This is a genomic window from Undibacterium pigrum (genome assembly GCF_003201815.1).
Classification (GTDB): Bacteria; Pseudomonadota; Gammaproteobacteria; order Burkholderiales; family Burkholderiaceae_D; genus Undibacterium; species Undibacterium pigrum.
The window spans coordinates 16,330-33,025 of the sequence record NZ_QJKB01000017.1 but is presented as its reverse complement, the minus strand read 5'-3'; the positions used below and the strand labels follow the sequence as shown (position 1 = coordinate 33,025).

Here is a 16,696-nt window from a genome sequence, read left to right as displayed (position 1 = left end):
TCAATTCTCAGACAGATGGCAATTGAAATCGTGCTTGCCATATCTCGCCAGTTTGCTCTGTCACATAAGTGGCGCGGCCATCAAAAACTTCTTGCAGGCTTTGCTGGATATAGTTGTGTCCCGTGCCTGTACCAACATGTCGCCTGGGGCTGACGACAGGTAGTTTCATGATGATTTCCACCGATTTCTGGTCGCGATGTATGGTCAGTTCAAAGCGTGTTTCCTGCTTATATTTATTGTGAGAAAATGCATTTTCCAATACCGTCAATAGCATGGCAGGCGGGATCATGATGGAAGATGCATCCCCCTGTATCTGCAAATAGCATTTCTTTTGCAGGCGGGTGCTCATGATCTCCAGATAATTCTGGCACAAGTCCAGTTCCTGCGTCAAAGCGATGCTGGTGTGACTGGCATACTCATTCAGCATCCTGAATTCTCGCCCCAAGGCTTGAATAAATTCTTCCGCCTGTTGTGGTGACTGGTGTAGCAATTCCGTCACCAGGCTCAGGGAATTCATGAGGAAGTGCGGTTGCAAACTGCGTCTTAGCAATTGATTTTCCAATTGCGTGGCCAGTGCTGCCTTTTGCCTGTCACGGGCAAACTGCTGGATTAATTGCAGCAAGAGCGTCAACAAGACAAAGCAAACGCTCAGAGCAAAGCCCGTTTCTGCAAAACGAAAAGCGGGTATCAGAAACAACAGCAAAGAACACAGCACTACGGCCAGGCTTATCCTGCTGGTATTTTCCTTACGGCGATATGCGATGACATTGATGATCAGGCTGGCCAGAAGCGCCACCGCAAACATCATCAGGCTTTTGAGATCAAAATAGGGGCTGATGAAATTCACGCTAGCGGTAAGCAAGGCCAGTGTGCTGACAATTTCCCATACGTGTTTAAACCTGAACAACAGCAGGAAATACAAGGGTAATAAAATAGAAAAAATCCAGGTCAGCCCAGTCACCAGATATAGCCTGGTTATGTGAAATGGATAAGCATAGCCGACCAGGTCGCGCCAGCTTTCGACCATGAGCAGGTTACTCGCGATCAGGCACAGTATTGAAAAAATTATCCAGTGCGCATGCCGCTGATAAAACAAAGTCAGGCCAGTAAATAACAAGGCCACCAGCAGCAAAGCCCCTGTCAATAATAGCGGCAGGATAATTTGCTTGTTTTTGTTTGCATGCGGGTTTTGTTGCTCATTGACGGAAAAATCATAGAAAGGATTTTTTACCTGTTCACTGCCCTGATGGCTGGAAATTTTTAATACCAGCAGGTGCATGCCCTGTTGCAATTGCCCTGGTCTCAGGCTGATGCTGTAATCAATCAGTCCGGGTATTTCTGCTTCACTCGTGATGGCAGGTTTGCCATTGCTGCCCACTTTGACACCATCAATAAAAACCTCCGTAGCAGCCAGCAACGATAAAGACAAGCTTGGATTTTCACCAGGCATCGCTGGCATCATGAAGCGCGCTGCCAGGCAATAATGCTGCTTTGCTTTCAAATCATGCAAAGAGAAACCGGCTTGCGCAGCTTGCTCAGGCAGGGAGACCAAACCCGATTCCCCACAGCGAGAAAAGTCTCCCGGCAAGTGATGGAAACGCAAGCCCATCAAATCCACTTGTGCCAGACAGGGTTTGAGCACAAGGAAGAAAAGAAAAAATAGCAGGCATTTTGTAAAGTGTGAACTCATGCATGGATTGTAGCCATGTTTTTCTATTGCCAAGTGCAAATCAGGCTGCGCAAGTGCAATTCGTGTGGTTTTTACTTTTTTATTGCAGTCGCATGACTAAGATGATTGGCCTGCCACTTATCGACATCTCAATTATGCGAAACATCATCCTGCTTTTCTGGGTTTTCATGACGATTTTTTCTGTGAATACTTCAGCGGCGAGTTTGCCAGTTGACCCAACTGACGCAGCTACCCAGAGCAGGCTGAAGAAATTTGAGCAGTTCGTCAGCAGTCAAATGGCCAGGGACAAGATACCAGGTTTATCCATAGGCTACTTGCAAGGCACTCAGATGTGGGCCCGCGGTTTTGCTTATGCTGACCTGGAAAACAAGGTACCTGCAACGGCCAGTTCCAGTTATCGCCTGGCTTCAGTGACTAAACCCATGACCGCGGCAGCAATATTGCAACTGGTGGACAGCGGCAAAGTCTCGCTAGATGCCGAAGTGCAAAGCTATGTGCCTTACTTCCCCAGAAAACCATATCCCATCACTGTGCGTCAGTTGCTGGGTCATCTGGGCGGTATCAATGCCTATGTCAATCCACAACTGGAACAGCATTTCAAAGAACATAAAAATACACGGGAATCCATAGCCGTATTTGAGAATTTTGATCTGATCGCTGAGCCGGGTACGCGGTTTCGCTATACCAGCTATGGCTATAACTTGCTGGGTGCTGTCATCGAAGGTGCTTCTGGCATGTCGTATGGCGAGTACATGACAAAGAATGTGTGGGCACCTTTGGGCATGACAGCTACCCGGCTGGACGATCCCTATGACATTATCCCTGAACGGGTGCGTGGTTATCAGTTACAGAAGCAGCAAATCAAGCATGCCGAGTTCATTGATATCAGCAGCCGTTTCTCTGCTGGCGGAACACGCTCCACGGTCGTCGACATGCTCAGGTTTGGCGATGGCATCATCAGTGGCCGTATTGCATCCAAAGAGGCACAAGATCTGATGTTTGTATCCATGGCGACCAGGGCAGGCAAACTCAGCAATTACAGCGCTGGCTGGATCACCAGCCCTGTCAATGGCAGGTTTGTCATTTCTCACGATGGCGTGCAACCAGAAACTTCCACTTACTTATTCTGCTTCCCCGCTCGCAATCTGAGCATTGCGGTTGCCGCCAATTTGCAAAGAATCGATACCAGCATTTTTGCCACACAGTTATTTGAAGCTGTCACGGGTGAGGCATGGGAAATACCTCTGTATATCCATGACAGACAAAAGCGAACTTATTACGAGGCCATGAAAGCAGTGTTCAATGAAGGCAATGCTTATTTTGAGCGCAAGCAGCAAGCCTATCTTGATGAGCGTAGCGAAAGCAAAGCACTGGCTGCGGCATTTGGTGTATTCAATCAGCATATGCAATCTGTGGCTGCTGGCAAGGATGCAAAACAGGCTGAGCTTTTTATCAAGGAGGCGCAACATCCGGCAGGTGGCATGCAGTTGCGCAAACTTGGTTCACATATGGCGAAAAAACTGCATCATGCCGGGCATAAATTACCCTCATATGCCAATAGCAGTGCGATGGCCTTCTTTCATGACTATATCGCCTTGTACAAAAAAGACAGCTCTATTGACGCTGCATTCCGGTTTGATACGGCATTTGAACAGCAAGCAGAGCAGTTGCAGGCAGACTGGAGAAAATCCAGCCATATCAAATTCGCCAGACAGGATTTTGATGTGCAAAAGTATTTTTCCAGCAATGGTGCAAATGCAGCTTCTGATGATGCGGCCTTATTGAAAGCGCTGGCGACACTACGTCAGACCATGAAGAGTGCATTTCAGGATGCCGCCGTAGCTCCTGACTACCTCGCAGAGCTGACGATGCTGATACAGGATTTGATGCGTAATGGTAGGGCTCACCATGCGCTGCAAATCAGCCAACTGGCGCAAGAGATTTACCCAGCATCAGATGCCGCGCATGCACTTGCGGGTGTGCTGGAAATTTCAGCCGGAGATAAAAGCAAAGCAATCGCTGCACTCAAAACAGCGATCCGGCTTGATCCAACTGGTGCGGCCAGCCCTGTTGCACTCAATAATGCGGCTTACCGTGCAAGAGAAAACAGCGGCCCTGAATCGGCGCTGAAAATACTTCAGGCAGCGACAGAGTTGTATCCGGATGATGTCAATCTGCACGATAGCCTGGGTGAATTTTATGCTGCATTGTCCATGAACAAGAAGGCGATACAGTCTTATCAAAAAGCCCTGGATATCAACCCTGCTTATCCAAATGCAAAAGCAGCGACACAAGCAATACAGCAGGCAATACAGGAATTAAGCACAAACAAAAATGCGCATTAAGCAGGAGGTTGATCAGCACACCGGCGCAGAGCCTGGTCTACGCTGGAGGCAAGTTCAACCAGCTGGAAGGGTTTGCGCAAGATGGTATTTCCTTCGATGACCTGGTCTATCGCTTCCATGTCGGCGTAACCGGTGGCGATGATCATGGGCAGGCCAGGAAATTCCTGGTTGGCGATATCCACCAGCTTGGCACCTGTCATACCCGGCATCAGATAATCAGTGATCATCAGGTTGGGTTTTTCGCGCCTGAGTTCACGCAAGCCCGCTTCACCATCTGCTGCCTGGCTGACTACATAGCCCAGGGCTTCCAGCGATTCCACCATGGATTGCCGCACCGAGTCATCATCTTCCACCACCAGTATGCGGGTGCCGGCAGCGACCATCCTCAATACAGGAAATGCGCCTTGCTTGTCGGTATCTGAAAAGTCTTCCGCTGCCCTGAGCCATATTTCTATGGTGGTGCCCACATCTATTTCACTGAGCACCCGCGCTGTGCCACCAGATTGTTGTGCCATGCCATATACCTGGCTCAGGCCCAGCCCTGTCCCTTTGCCCACACCCTTGGTCGTAAAGAATGGTTCAAACACTTTGGCCAATATGTTAGGGGCAATACCATGGCCGGTATCCGTTACCGTGATAAGGCCGTATGTGCCAGGCGGGAGCAAATCTTCCGGTGGGATTGCCCTGGATGCTCTCACTGTTAATCTACCACCCAAAGGCATGGCATCGCGGGCATTGATGGCCAGATTGAGCAAGGCCATTTCCATCTGGTTTTTGTCGGCCATGACAAATTCCAGCTCGTCGTCTATTTCAAAGTTCAGTTCTATCAATGTCCCCAGGGAAGTTTTCATCAATTCCCTGACGCCCTCGAATAGCGCAAGTACATCGGTCGAGCGCAAGTCCAGTCTCTGGTTGCGGGAATAGGCCAGCAACTGCCCCGTCAGCTTGCCACCGCGTTCGCAGGCACGCCGTGCCACTTCTGCCTTGCGCCTGGCGATGTCGTCCTTGGACAATAGCAGGATCAAATCCATGCTGCCCTGTATCACATTCAGCAGGTTGTTGAAGTCATGTGCGATGCCACCGGTCAGACGGCCCATGGCTTCCATTTTCTGGAATTGCACCATGGCTTGTTGCACCCGTTCACGCTCTATGACTTCATTCATTAGCCTGTCATTTGCCTGTGCCAGCGCGCGCGTGCGTTCTTCTATGCGCGACTCCAGGGTCTCATTCAGTTGCAAAAGCTGGGCTTGGCTGTCGCGCAATTTTTCAGTTGCCTGCATCCTGTCCTGCAATATCTTACGCATATCGTATTGACGACGGCGGCCCCGCAATGCTGATGATGCAGCACTGCGCAGCGTCTCTGAATTCAAGGGACGTTCCAGCAAAACGATATTGCCTAGTTGATCAAAAATGCTTCTGGTTGCGCTACTTGCAACGCTGCCTCCTTTTGAAATAAGTATTACAAAAGGAAAATCGGACCAGGGTTCCTGTGCGTTGAGCCAGTCAATAAGTTGCCTCACGCTGGAGTCTTGCAAGGTCTCTTCTGCAATCACGCATGCGCCAGCACTGGTCGATAGTTCGTTAACCATGGCGTCAAAATGCGGTATTGCCCCGCATTCGAAACCATTACGTAACAGGAATTGATAAATGACTTCAGCATCCCTGCCGTGCGGAGCCAGAATCAGAATGCGCTCATCCAGCGCGTTGTTATCGTCCGGCATCAGCATCTGCCGATAACATCGGTGTTACACCGCGATAGGTCGGTAAACCAGTTAGTACGCCTTCAAAACCTTCAAGTGCCTCACCAATGATAATGCCACTGCTGCCAAGTTGTAGTTCATGAATAGTCAGCAAGTGATTACTGGTTCTGCTCTTGATGACGGTGATAGCGCGGCGCAATCTGCCATTAGATTCAAAAAACCGTAATAAGACCGTGGTGTCACTCAGATAGCTCAAGTCAACATCAGTACGTACTTCACCAATCAATCCGTGCTGGCCTAACACCAAGACTGTGGTAACGCCTTGCTGATTCAGATAAGACAGCAGCTCATGCATTTGCAGCGTTAAAAAATGCTCGCCAGGCATAGCCTGCAAGTAAGCATTCAAGCTGTCGATGACTATAAATTTTACACAGGTCAACTCAACTGCATCGCGCAGCATCTGTGCAAATTCACCCGGTGCCAGTTCGGCTGGGTCTATATGCTGGATAGCGAGTTGACCACTGTCAACGTAAGATTGCACATCAAGTCCCAGCGACGCAGAGCGGGCAAAGAACGTGCCCAGGCCTTCATCAAATAAATAGAATGATGCCTTTTCGCCGCGTTCCAATGCACTCAGCAGACAGCGTACCGACACTGTCGTTTTACCTATGCCAGAAGGCCCAACGATAAGCGAGTTGGTGCCAGAAACCAGGCCACCCCCCAGCAATTTATCGAAACTGGGCAGGCCTGTCGAACTGGTACTCGCTTCAAATTGCTTATTGTGCTCTGCCGCCACCAAGCGGGGGAAGATTTTAAGTCCACCGGTTTCAAGAATATAGTCATGATAGCCGCCACGGAACTTGATGCCGCGCATTTTTATCACGTTGACACGACGCCGCTCTTTACCAAATTCCTGTGCAATTTGTTCCAAGCTGATAACACCATGGGCAATACTATGCAATTGCTGATCGGGGCTATTGGATTTATCATCCAATAGCAGCACCGTGCAATCCCGTTGTGCAAAAAATTGTTTTAATGCCAGAATTTGCCTCCGGTAACGCAGAGGGTTTTGCGCCAGCAGGCGCATCTCTGACAAGCTGTCAAAAACGACCCGCAAGGGCTTTAATTCATTCACGCGCTCCATCACGGTTTTGGTGGTTTCACCCAATTCGACTTCAGATGGATGGAATACCGATTGCTGGGCATCAGGATGGAGTGAGTTATCATTGGCCAGCTCAAACACTGTGATCTTGCCTATATCCCAGCAATGGCTTTCTGCCACAGCGTTGAGTTCATCAGCCGTTTCTGACAGGGTAATGTAAAGCCCGCGTTGGCCATGGGCCACACCTTCAAGCAAGAACTGTAAACCCAGGGTTGTTTTACCAGTTCCTGGTGATCCTTCCACCAGATAAACACGCTGAGCAGTCAATCCACCGCAGAGGATATCGTCAAGTCCAGCGACGCCAGTAGAAATGCGTGTGGTGGGGCTGCGCGTTTCGTGCGAATAAGATTTTTCTATCATAAATTGTCAACGTATTGAACGTAGAAGTTGAACAAGGTATTTTGTGAAACAAGGCTGAATTACATAAGTCTTTCCAGGAACTGTTCACTGCCCGCTATGTCTACGGTTTATTTTAATTCTTGTCCGGCTCTCCGTATGTTCGCGACCATACATAGCTCCCTATTGTTTTGTTAAAAAAATAAATAAAAATTTAATCGATACATGTAAAAATACCAACCACAACTTTAGCTCACTGAAGTGGATATAGACCAGCCCTCAGAATACAGCTCAAGGCTTGATGCCAGGATTTTGCATAACACCGGGCGAGGCTGGTCATTTAATTTCGTCATCGGAATTCTGATAACAGTTCAGGCGGTGGCCAATGGAATAGCATGTTGCCTTTCATCAGTAAGCGTTGCGCATCCTGCGCATCTTCTGGTGAATTTGCATCATCTGCTCCTACGCAACAACATTCGTACTTATCTCGTCAAAGCCCCTATGACTGACTTGGAAGTCGCGAAATTATTGTCGGCACTGTAGTAGTCAATCTTTATTTCTGTTCTGGAGCAAAGAATATTCGCCAGGATGATGTACTTTACACTCGAAGTTTGAGAGAATTTGCGCGACTTTTTTATTCGTGCCAGTGCAGCACAAGGCCTATGTTTTTTGCGCATGTGAAATATTTTCAATGCCTAGAAAACTGTTCTTCTTTTATCCCCATCTTCCAGGGCATCTTCCATGGCAACAGCTAGTGATATCCAAAACCTCTACATCGCATATTTCAATCGCCCGGCAGATGTTGCGGGTCTGGCTTACTGGCAAACCACCCCATTTAGTCTCTTGCAGATTGCGCAAAGCTTTTCTCAACAGGCAGAATATGCGAAGTCTTTCTCAGCTTATACGACTACGCAAACAGTCAATGCCTTGTATGGCAACCTGTTTAATCATGTTGCTGACTCTGCTGGACTGGCGTATTGGGTGGGGCAAATTGATAGTGGTGCTGTCAGCATAGGAGCAGCGGCGATTGCTATTCTGGGAGGTGCAACAGGTTCTGATTTAACGACGGTACAGGCAAAGAATACCGCTGCCACTGCATTTACAGCATCAATGGTAAATAGTGCGCAGGCCCAGGCAGCATACAATGCAGCAAATGGTTCCTTCACCTTTGCCAAGACCTGGCTTGCGGCCGTTGTTGATACATCGACTGGGGCAATTGCCACAAACGGCCTGGCTACTGCCATCAATAATAATTACAAAAACACAGGTGGTGACACAGTTACTTTGGGTGCAGGTGCGCAGACAGTCAACTTCTACAATACCGTGGGTAATGAAACCGTTGTGACTGGCGGGATAAATCAAACAGTGAATCAGGTAACGCTGACATCTGGCTCCTTGACGGTGAACACCAACCATGCCAATACGGTGGGCCTGAGCATCAATGCAGCAAATGCCAGCGGCGGGGCGAGTATCAATTTCAGTGACGCTGGCAAAGCAACATTGGCTGCTGCAGCCTTGAATGGTGTCAACAACATCAAACTGTTTGCTGCTACTGGCGAGGTGCTGACATTGAGCCCTGCATCCGCATTGACGATCCAGCAGGCCGAGGCTGCGGCAACACTGAATGTGACGACCGCACAAAACGTCAAGGTGAATCAAGCTTCAAGCTGGGGGCTAACCCTGGGTGGTGTTGCCAACTATACTGTTTCAGGTGGCACTACGGGGGCAATTACTGCCACTGGTACAGGCGGCTCTTTGAAGATTATTGATACCGCCAATGATCATACAATTACCAGCTCGGTCACGACGACGATAGATGCAAGTTCTGCGAATTACCATGCTGATACGGTGGCGGGCACGGGCAATTTCACGGTGATAGGGGCAGGTGAAAAGAATATTCACATCTTCGATGGTGGCTTGACTGGCAGCTTGAATGTCATCACTTCCGGGCAAAACCTGGTCGGCGTGATGGAGAGCGTGGGTTCTGGAGCAGTTAAAGTCACAGTAGGTGGCACTGGCATGGTCAGCATCTCCACCAATGCAAGTCATACCACCACCATTAATGCAGTCAATGGCGTCAACGCTTTTGTGTTTGTCAGCGGACAAGGTAGTATTACCTACAACGCTGCTGCAACTGGCAACACCATGATGTCGGCCAGTGCGTTAAATAATATGAACATCAACCTGTCAGCTACCGGTAACGGCAATGATGACATCACTTTGAACACGGGTGGTGGTATCCGTATAGGAAGCATCCTGACCGGGTTGACGACGATCACCAACTTCAAAGCCTCGGGCACGGACAAAATACATTGGGGTAATACAGCAAGCTCTTTAGGTACAATCAATATTGCCTCTTCAGACCTTGCCAGCCTGGCTGGCTATATTCAGGCTGGCGCAGGTGTCTTGACTGCGGGTGACTGCAAGGCATTCATTGTCAACGTGGCGGCTGGTGCAGCGACAGGCACCTATGTGTATGAGCACATCAATCAATCGACGGCAGTGACTGGCATAGACATGATAGTCAAACTGGTTGGCGCAGGCACTATCCTTGTTGGCGACTTGATGGGCCTTTGATAGCGGTTTGCGGGGTGCTCCTGCATCCTGCTGTTTTTTGGACTGCGCTAGCTAATTCTACAGGTACAAAGAACTATTTCTTTGTGCCTTGGTCGAACGAATGCCTATGCAAGAATGTGGGCGCAGTTTGATTTCTCAAGATTTGATCTCTAAGTAGCAGAAATTTTACTTCCCTGTCCAATTCACCGACTGCTGCTTCCATGCCTCAGTTGCATCTTTTTGAAAGCAGATTGAAATGACAAAACTGATTGCTTCACTTTGTGTAGTTTGTAGTTTGATGGGAGCGACAGCCACTGCTTATGCAGCTAATTATGCAGCTAGTGCGAATGAAGTTGCTGCAAAAATTCAGATGTCTGACGCAGAAATCAAACAGCAAATCGACCGCTATATAAAAAGCGAAATGCAGGAACGCCGCATCCCTGGCATGCAACTGGCTGTGGTTAAAGGCGGCAAGATTGTTTTGTTGAAGTCCTACGGTCTGGCTGAGATTCCCAATGCTGTGGCGGTGAATGACCAGAATGTGTTTTCCATCAATTCTGCGACCAAGTCATTTACTGGTGTGGCCATCATGCAGTTGGTGGAAGAAGGCAAGCTGGATTTATCTGCCCCGGTGTCGCGGTATCTGGATGGCTTGCCTGTGGCCTGGCAGGCGGTGACGGTGCGGCAGCTTCTGACACATACCTCGGGCATTCCTGACATTATCAGCAGCAAGATACCATCGCTGGCGACACCGCAAGAGGTGGATGCTGCCTGGGCTGCGATCCAGACCTGGCCTATGGAATTCAAGACAGGTGAGCGTTACCGCTACAACCAGACCAATTATATTTTGCTGGGCAAGATCATAGACCGTCTGAGCGGCATGCCGTTTATAGAGTTTTTCCAGAAGCGACAGTTTGCCGTGGCGGGTATGCGCAGCGTGGGTTTTGGTGAGTCACGTGATGTGATACCGCGCAAGGCGGTGTCTTACAGGTATGAAGAACCGGGTGGCAGCTTGCGACATATCGTTGAGACCTATCCACCTTTCTTGCGCACGGGTGCGGGCATGAATAGCAGTGCGGAGGACGTAGCCAACTGGCTCATCGCGCTGCAACAGGGCAAGCTGATTTCCGCTGCGGGTTTGAAGCAACTCTGGACGCCGGGTACTTTCAATAATGGGAAGCCAACTGTATGGGCGCTGGGCTGGCCAGTGATGCGTCAGGGTGAGTATGCAGCGGTGGCTGGCGTGGGTGGTGCGCGTTCGGCATTCTATGTATATCCCGGCCATGATCTTGCCATCGTCACGCTGACCAATCTGGCAGGTGCCGATCCACAGGGCATGATAGATGATATCGCTGGCTTCTATTTGCCGGGCTTGAGAAAAGCGCATGGTGGTGCTTATGCCGGGCATCTCTTGCGTGAGCAAATTTCGCAGGAGGGTTACGCAGGGCTGGCGGCGAAATTGAACAAGATCAAAATCGATAAAGGCTTGCCTGATCCGTCTGAAGACGATTTCAATTCATGGGGCTATCGTTTGCTGGGCAAGAAGATGGCTGATCAGGCAGTGACAGTGTTTGGCCTTGGCGTGCAGGTTTATCCCAATAGCGCAAACCTGCATGACAGCCTGGCAGAGGTATATGAGTTTCAGGGGGATAAGCTGGCGGCTTTGAAGCATTACCGTTTGTCGCTGGGGCTTAATGCGCAGAATAGTCATGCGGCGGAGCGGATTGCGGTGTTGGATGGGACACAGAAAAATCGCTAAGGGTTTAACTCCATGATTTTCTGACTCAACTATTTTGTAGGAGCGGCTTCAGCCGCGAACCGCATGCCGTGTCAATCATGCGCGGCTGAAGCAGCTCCTACAAACTGACATAGACTTGCAGGAATTAGTGCGATCGCATGAATGTGTAAACAAAAACGGCTCATTATCCTGAAAATAATGAGCCGTTTTTTTGTGCTTCTATTCTTAAACTTTTACATCTGTCCCGACACCATGCGCCTGCTGATCTGCATGGTAGCTTGACCTCACCATTGCGCCAACGGCTGCATGGGCGAAGCCCATTTTGTAGGCTTCTTCTTCGTACATCTTGAAGACGTCTGGGTGGACATAGCGGCGTACTGGCAAGTGGTGGCCGCTTGGTGCCAGGTACTGGCCTATGGTCAGCATATCGACGTTGTGGGCGCGCATGTCGCGCATGACTTGCAGGACTTCTTCATCGGTTTCACCCAGGCCTACCATGATGCCGGATTTGGTCGGGGTGTTGGGGTGTTGTTCCTTGAAGCGTTTCAGCAGGTTCAGGGAGTATTCATAGTCAGAACCCGGACGCGCTTCCTTGTACAAACGTGGGGCGGTTTCGAGGTTGTGGTTCATGACATCTGGTGGTGCCATGTTCAAAATTTCCAGCGCACGGTCCATGCGGCCACGGAAATCTGGTGTCAGGATTTCTATGCGTGTCATTGGGGACAATTCACGCACGCGGGTAATGCACTCGGCAAAGTGGGCAGCGCCGCCGTCGCGCAAATCGTCGCGATCCACTGAGGTGATGACGACATAGCTGAGCTTCAGCGCAGCGATGGTTTTTGCCAGGTTGGCTGGCTCATCAACATCGAGTGGGTCCGGGCGACCATGGCCTACGTCGCAGAATGGGCAGCGACGGGTACATTTGTCGCCCATGATCATGAAGGTGGCCGTGCCTTTGCCAAAGCATTCGCCTATGTTGGGGCAGGAAGCTTCTTCGCAGACTGTCACCAGTTTGTTGGCGCGCAGGATGTCCTTGATTTCATAAAAGCGGGTCGTCGGCGAACCGGCCTTGACGCGTATCCAGTCTGGCTTGGGCAATCTTTCCATCGGGATGATCTTGATGGGGATGCGCGCAGTCTTACTTGCCCCTTTTTGTTTCTCGGTGGGATCGTAAGCGGCGGTGGCGACGGGTGTGTTTTCGGTTGTCATGGTATGAAGCGATGTCGAAAAATCAGGGGGCAGTCAAAAGATCTTGCAAATTCTGTGCGAGTGCATTCTGGACTTGGCTTAGCGGCAAGGTCACGCCCAGGGTTTTCATGTCCACGGTGGCAAGACCAGCATAGCCACAGGGGTTAATCCAGGAAAACGGTGTCAAATCCATATCTACATTCAGTGATACGCCATGATAGGTGCAGCCGTTTCCGCGCACTTTCAAGCCCAGGGCGGCGACCTTGGCACCTTGCCACTGGCCATCGCTGACATAGATACCGGGCGCGCCTTCCTTGCGTTCACCAGCGAGATTATACGCTGCCAGGGTGTTGATGACTGCCTGTTCTATCTTGTTGACGAATTCGCGGGCGAATAATCTTGCCTTGGGATGGCTACGGCGCAAGTCTATTAACAGGTAGATCACAACCTGGCCGGGGCCGTGGTAAGTGACTTCACCACCACGGTCGGTCTGTACCACGGGAATGTCGTGGGCAGCCAGCACATGTGACTGGTCAGCGCCCAGGCCCAGGGTATACACGGGCGGGTGTTCCACGATCCAGAATTCATTTTGCGTATGCTCATCACGGGCATCAGTAAACGCGCGCATGGCGTCGAACGTGAGCTGATAGGGCTCAATGCCGCGATGGATGATGCGGGGTGTGACGTTGGGGGCGAGGGCAGCTTGCATAGGCTGCTAGTGTAACATTTTGTGGGGGCGAGGTCTTTGCTTGTGTAAATGCTATGTTAGATGGATAAGTGATAAGTTTATGGTGTTGGCGGGGATTGTAGGTTGGGCCGGGCCTCGCTAGGCTGCGGGGTATCAGCCCAACACTGGGCCTTTAATAAGCGAATACGTCATTGATATGCCGAGTGTTGGGCTGGTGAAGCGTAGCCCAACCTACGAGTGACGACCATTTCGTCAATCAAATCCTAACCGCCATGGTTTTTGCCACTCTGGCACGCCCTCCTACCATGAGACTCGGTATCTGCCCCTTGTGTATCTCCAGTTCCACCTTGATCAGGCTGGGAGAGGCGGGTTCCATGAGTACGCCTTGTTCTATCTGGAAAGTGGGGCCGGGGATGTTGTACTGGGTGTAGAGCAGGCAGGCCAGAGGGCCGGCGGCAGTGCCGGTGGCGGCTTCTTCGCCTATGCCATAGCGTGGGGCGAACATGCGGGTGCTGGCGGCGTGGCTGTTGTCTTGTACGTCAAGCGTAAAGGGGTAGAAGCCAACCAGGTCAAGCTCTTCGCTGATGTTGCCAATTTCTTCATGGTCGGGCTGGATATTGGCCAGGCATTCGCGGCCTATGATGGGGATGGCGAGGAAGGCATTGCCGGTATTGATGATGCTGGGCAGGCGGTCACGCAGCAGGTCATGTTCGGTCAGGCCCATGCTTTGCAAGATGCGCTCATACAGGTTGGCAAAGCCATCACTGTCGTCAGCAGAAATGCTTTGGTAGCGCGGCGTGCTTTGTTGCATGAAGGCCAGCTCACCCTTGATGAGGATGTCGCGGTTGCCGTCTATGGTTTGCTTGCTGCACAGGCCTTCGCTTACCTTGCCCAGTTCACGCAAAAGTGAAAACGTGGCGACAGTGGCATGACCACAATGGGCAATCTGGCGGTTTGGGGTGAAAAATTCCAGCTTGTAGGTGGCGCAGTCCGAGTTTGAGACAAAGGCAGTTTCTGACAAGCCTACGGCGCGGGCGATCTGTAGCTTTTGTTCTGTCGTGTAGCTATCGGCATTTAATACTACTCCAGCCGGGTTACCACCTTCATTTTCCTGGGTAAATGCGTGAACGATATGTACTTCTATCGGCTTTACCATGTCCATTCCTGAATTTATTGGAATGGACATTATAGGTGGCTAAGTCATGGATATGCCAGCCAGATTTCTAGAGCACTTATTTGGTATGCGCAGCAATGACGTCAGCAGTATTCCTGACGATGCAAAATTCATTGTGCAGGCTGGCGAGATGGACGCGGTGGATTTCTTCTGCTGGTATCAGTTCACCATTGACACCAGGGCGGTCAAAGGTGGCGCAGGCATCGGCCACAAGTTCAACGCTAAAGCCGAGGTTACCCGCCATGCGGGTGGTGGTGGATACGCAGTGGTCTGTGGTCAGACCAGCAATAACAAGCTGTTTGATGCCCTTGGCTTGCAACCATGCTTCGAGCTCAGTACCGATGAAGCCGCTATTCACTTTCTTGGTGAAGATGGTTTCACCTGCCAGCGGGCGTGCCAGTGGCTTGAATTCATAGCCTTCTTGCCCGGCACGCAGAGGTGAATCTGGCTCTTGTGACTGATGACGTACATGGATCACAGGCAACTCTTGCTCACGCCAGTGTTGCAACAATGTAGCCATATATTGCTCGGCTGCCGGATTATTGCGCTGTCCCCACTTGGGATGATCAAAGCCTTGTTGTACGTCAATCAAGATCAGTGCAGTCTGTGCCATATTCGCCCCGGTGCTGCTTTTAGTATTCAAGCGAATGCCTGGCTTAATTTGCGTGTCAGTTTTTGCAGATAGCTGGTGCCAGCCATGGTTTTAACATTGATGACACTGGATACTGCAGACAATTCAACGAGGCTGGCCTGATTTTCAGCTTCGATAACCACGAATTGATCGGCAGGTATGACCATGGATTCGCCAGTACTGAGCCAGTAATCATCAACCTGGCCAGCGATAGTCAACCAGACGCGGCCGCATGCTACTTCAATTTTGCGGGCGTGTTCAGCTGTGCCAGACAATGTGCCACCGGCGGCGATCATGTATGATGGGTTTGCGAAATTATTTGTCATTTCCATGCTCCTGATATTTTACTGCTAAAGTGGCAATGCATTCTGCTGATCAGAGAGTGATATTCACTTTGTTGCACTGCGATGAAAGCATTGTAGTCTTGCATCACGAGAAAATAAAACGAGTAATTTTTGAATGCCTTGCTAAAATAATTCACAATCAGCCTGGATTATATGGATTTCCGAAGACTCCCCAATTTAGCTGCCCTGCGTGCCTTTGAAGCGGCGGCGCGCCATCAGAATTTTTCCAGGGCGGCGCAAGAAATCCACCTGACCCATGGGGCCATCAGCCATCAGGTCAGGGCATTGGAAGAAGAGCTGGGTGTACCCTTGTTCATCCGCCATGGCAAACGCATCAGCATCACACCTGATGGTGAGCAGTTTGCTGCGACCATCCGAAAAGCACTGATGGACCTGGGGGATGCTGCTGATTTGCTCAAGAAACGCAATAAGCAAAAGCGCCTGGGCATTACCTCACTGCCTTCATTTGCAGCACGCTGGTTGTCGCCGCGATTGGGGCGTTTTATTGAGCATCATCCTGACCTGGAAGTCAGCCTGCAGTCGAGTAATCATCTCGCTGATTACAATATGGAATCGATAGACGTGGGCATACGCTTTGGCCTGGGCAATTACCCCGGCATGGTCAGCGAATTATTGATGGGAGATTATTATTACCCTGTTGCCAGCCCGCATTATCATGGCGGGCGGTTGCCACAAACACCAGCCGAACTGGCCAGTATGCAGTTATTGCGCTGTGATGGTGAACCCTGGGAGCCGTGGTTTCGCGCAGCAGGTCTGAATAATGAAGAGCCTACTGGTGGCCTGGTATTCCAGGATTCATCGATGCTGGCCCGTGCCGCGGTAGATGGCCAGGGTATAGCACTGGGCAGGCATATAATTGTGCAGCCGGATATCAAGGCAGGCTTGCTGCAGCGTCTGTTCAATGTCGATATTCCGTGTGAAGTTGCCTACTACCTGGTCTATCCGCCAGAGGCGCTGGCCAAACCACAGGTCAAGGCTTTCAGGGAATGGTTGCTGGCAGAAGTTGCTGAAGAGAGAAAGCAAATGAACATGGCCGAGTCACCAAGTACCGACCTCCATCCTTTGTAGGAGCGGCTTCAGCCGCGAATATCCAATATAGCCGGCAATGACCTGCACGGCAGAC

The 16,696-nt window shown here is 50.5% G+C and carries 12 protein-coding genes; 4 read left to right on the top strand and 8 right to left on the bottom strand.

Annotated features, from left to right (window positions below; all coding sequences use genetic code 11):
* Positions 1-7: 7 nt before the first annotated feature.
* On the bottom strand, positions 8-1,642 hold the full coding sequence (locus DFR42_RS26285; RefSeq protein ID WP_170133701.1) for a sensor histidine kinase: 1,635 nt from the start codon (positions 1,640-1,642) through the stop codon (positions 8-10).
* Positions 1,643-1,782: 140 nt separating this feature from the next.
* Here DFR42_RS26285 and DFR42_RS26280 point away from each other — a divergent pair, with 140 nt between their 5' ends.
* Positions 1,783-4,035, top strand: a complete 2,253-nt coding sequence (locus DFR42_RS26280) for a serine hydrolase domain-containing protein (protein ID WP_211324432.1) — start codon at positions 1,783-1,785, stop codon at positions 4,033-4,035.
* On the opposite strand, the gene DFR42_RS26275 is transcribed toward DFR42_RS26280, so the two are convergent.
* Positions 4,032-5,762, bottom strand: a complete 1,731-nt coding sequence (locus DFR42_RS26275; protein WP_425450906.1) for a response regulator — start codon at positions 5,760-5,762, stop codon at positions 4,032-4,034. The genes DFR42_RS26280 and DFR42_RS26275 overlap by 4 nt on opposite strands.
* Positions 5,743-7,257, bottom strand: a complete 1,515-nt coding sequence (locus DFR42_RS26270; RefSeq protein ID WP_110258040.1) for an ATPase domain-containing protein — start codon at positions 7,255-7,257, stop codon at positions 5,743-5,745. Before DFR42_RS26270 ends, DFR42_RS26275 begins: the two co-directional genes overlap by 20 nt.
* A 717-nt stretch (positions 7,258-7,974) precedes the next feature.
* Here DFR42_RS26270 and DFR42_RS26265 point away from each other — a divergent pair.
* Positions 7,975-9,810: a DUF4214 domain-containing protein gene (locus DFR42_RS26265; RefSeq protein ID WP_110258039.1), complete on the top strand. Its 1,836-nt coding sequence runs from the start codon at positions 7,975-7,977 to the stop codon at positions 9,808-9,810.
* Between the two features lie 235 nt (positions 9,811-10,045).
* On the top strand, positions 10,046-11,548 hold the full coding sequence (locus DFR42_RS26260) for a serine hydrolase domain-containing protein (protein ID WP_110258038.1): 1,503 nt from the start codon (positions 10,046-10,048) through the stop codon (positions 11,546-11,548).
* Between the two features lie 204 nt (positions 11,549-11,752).
* Here DFR42_RS26260 and lipA read toward each other — a convergent pair whose 3' ends face one another.
* The 5 genes from lipA to DFR42_RS26235 form a co-directional block, all read right to left on the bottom strand.
* The gene (lipA, locus tag DFR42_RS26255) at positions 11,753-12,736 is read right to left on the bottom strand and encodes a lipoyl synthase (RefSeq protein WP_110258037.1); all 984 of its coding nucleotides are present in this window, start codon (positions 12,734-12,736) and stop codon (positions 11,753-11,755) included.
* 22 nt (positions 12,737-12,758) lie between these two features.
* On the bottom strand, positions 12,759-13,424 hold the full coding sequence (gene lipB, locus DFR42_RS26250) for a lipoyl(octanoyl) transferase LipB (protein ID WP_110258036.1): 666 nt from the start codon (positions 13,422-13,424) through the stop codon (positions 12,759-12,761).
* Positions 13,425-13,659: 235 nt separating this feature from the next.
* Positions 13,660-14,559 carry a PhzF family phenazine biosynthesis protein gene (locus DFR42_RS26245; protein WP_211324431.1) on the bottom strand — a complete coding sequence of 300 codons (900 nt, stop codon included), beginning with the start codon at positions 14,557-14,559 and terminating at the stop codon, positions 13,660-13,662.
* Positions 14,560-14,635: 76 nt separating this feature from the next.
* Positions 14,636-15,220: a cysteine hydrolase family protein gene (locus DFR42_RS26240; RefSeq protein ID WP_245937097.1), complete on the bottom strand. Its 585-nt coding sequence runs from the start codon at positions 15,218-15,220 to the stop codon at positions 14,636-14,638.
* On the bottom strand, positions 15,217-15,534 hold the full coding sequence (locus DFR42_RS26235) for a DUF2917 domain-containing protein (RefSeq protein ID WP_170133699.1): 318 nt from the start codon (positions 15,532-15,534) through the stop codon (positions 15,217-15,219). The genes DFR42_RS26240 and DFR42_RS26235 overlap by 4 nt, the downstream gene beginning before the upstream one ends.
* Before the next feature lie 171 nt (positions 15,535-15,705).
* Here DFR42_RS26235 and gcvA point away from each other — a divergent pair, with 171 nt between their 5' ends.
* Positions 15,706-16,641: a transcriptional regulator GcvA gene (gcvA, locus tag DFR42_RS26230; protein WP_110258032.1), complete on the top strand. Its 936-nt coding sequence runs from the start codon at positions 15,706-15,708 to the stop codon at positions 16,639-16,641.
* The last annotated feature ends 55 nt before the right edge of the window (positions 16,642-16,696 follow it).

Bases quoted from the DNA above. Each gene is read 5' to 3' on its own strand.
- DFR42_RS26280 (WP_211324432.1), top strand. From the start codon at position 1,783: ATGACTAAGATGATTGGCCTGCCACTTATCGACATCTCAATTATGCGA.
- DFR42_RS26275 (WP_425450906.1), bottom strand. From the start codon at position 5,762: ATGCTGATGCCGGACGATAACAACGCGCTGGATGAGCGCATTCTGATT.
- DFR42_RS26270 (WP_110258040.1), bottom strand. From the start codon at position 7,257: ATGATAGAAAAATCTTATTCGCACGAAACGCGCAGCCCCACCACACGC.
- DFR42_RS26265 (WP_110258039.1), top strand. From the start codon at position 7,975: ATGGCAACAGCTAGTGATATCCAAAACCTCTACATCGCATATTTCAAT.
- DFR42_RS26260 (WP_110258038.1), top strand. From the start codon at position 10,046: ATGACAAAACTGATTGCTTCACTTTGTGTAGTTTGTAGTTTGATGGGA.
- lipA (WP_110258037.1), bottom strand. From the start codon at position 12,736: ATGACAACCGAAAACACACCCGTCGCCACCGCCGCTTACGATCCCACC.
- lipB (WP_110258036.1), bottom strand. From the start codon at position 13,424: ATGCAAGCTGCCCTCGCCCCCAACGTCACACCCCGCATCATCCATCGC.
- DFR42_RS26245 (WP_211324431.1), bottom strand. From the start codon at position 14,559: ATGGTAAAGCCGATAGAAGTACATATCGTTCACGCATTTACCCAGGAA.
- DFR42_RS26235 (WP_170133699.1), bottom strand. From the start codon at position 15,534: ATGACAAATAATTTCGCAAACCCATCATACATGATCGCCGCCGGTGGC.
- gcvA (WP_110258032.1), top strand. From the start codon at position 15,706: ATGGATTTCCGAAGACTCCCCAATTTAGCTGCCCTGCGTGCCTTTGAA.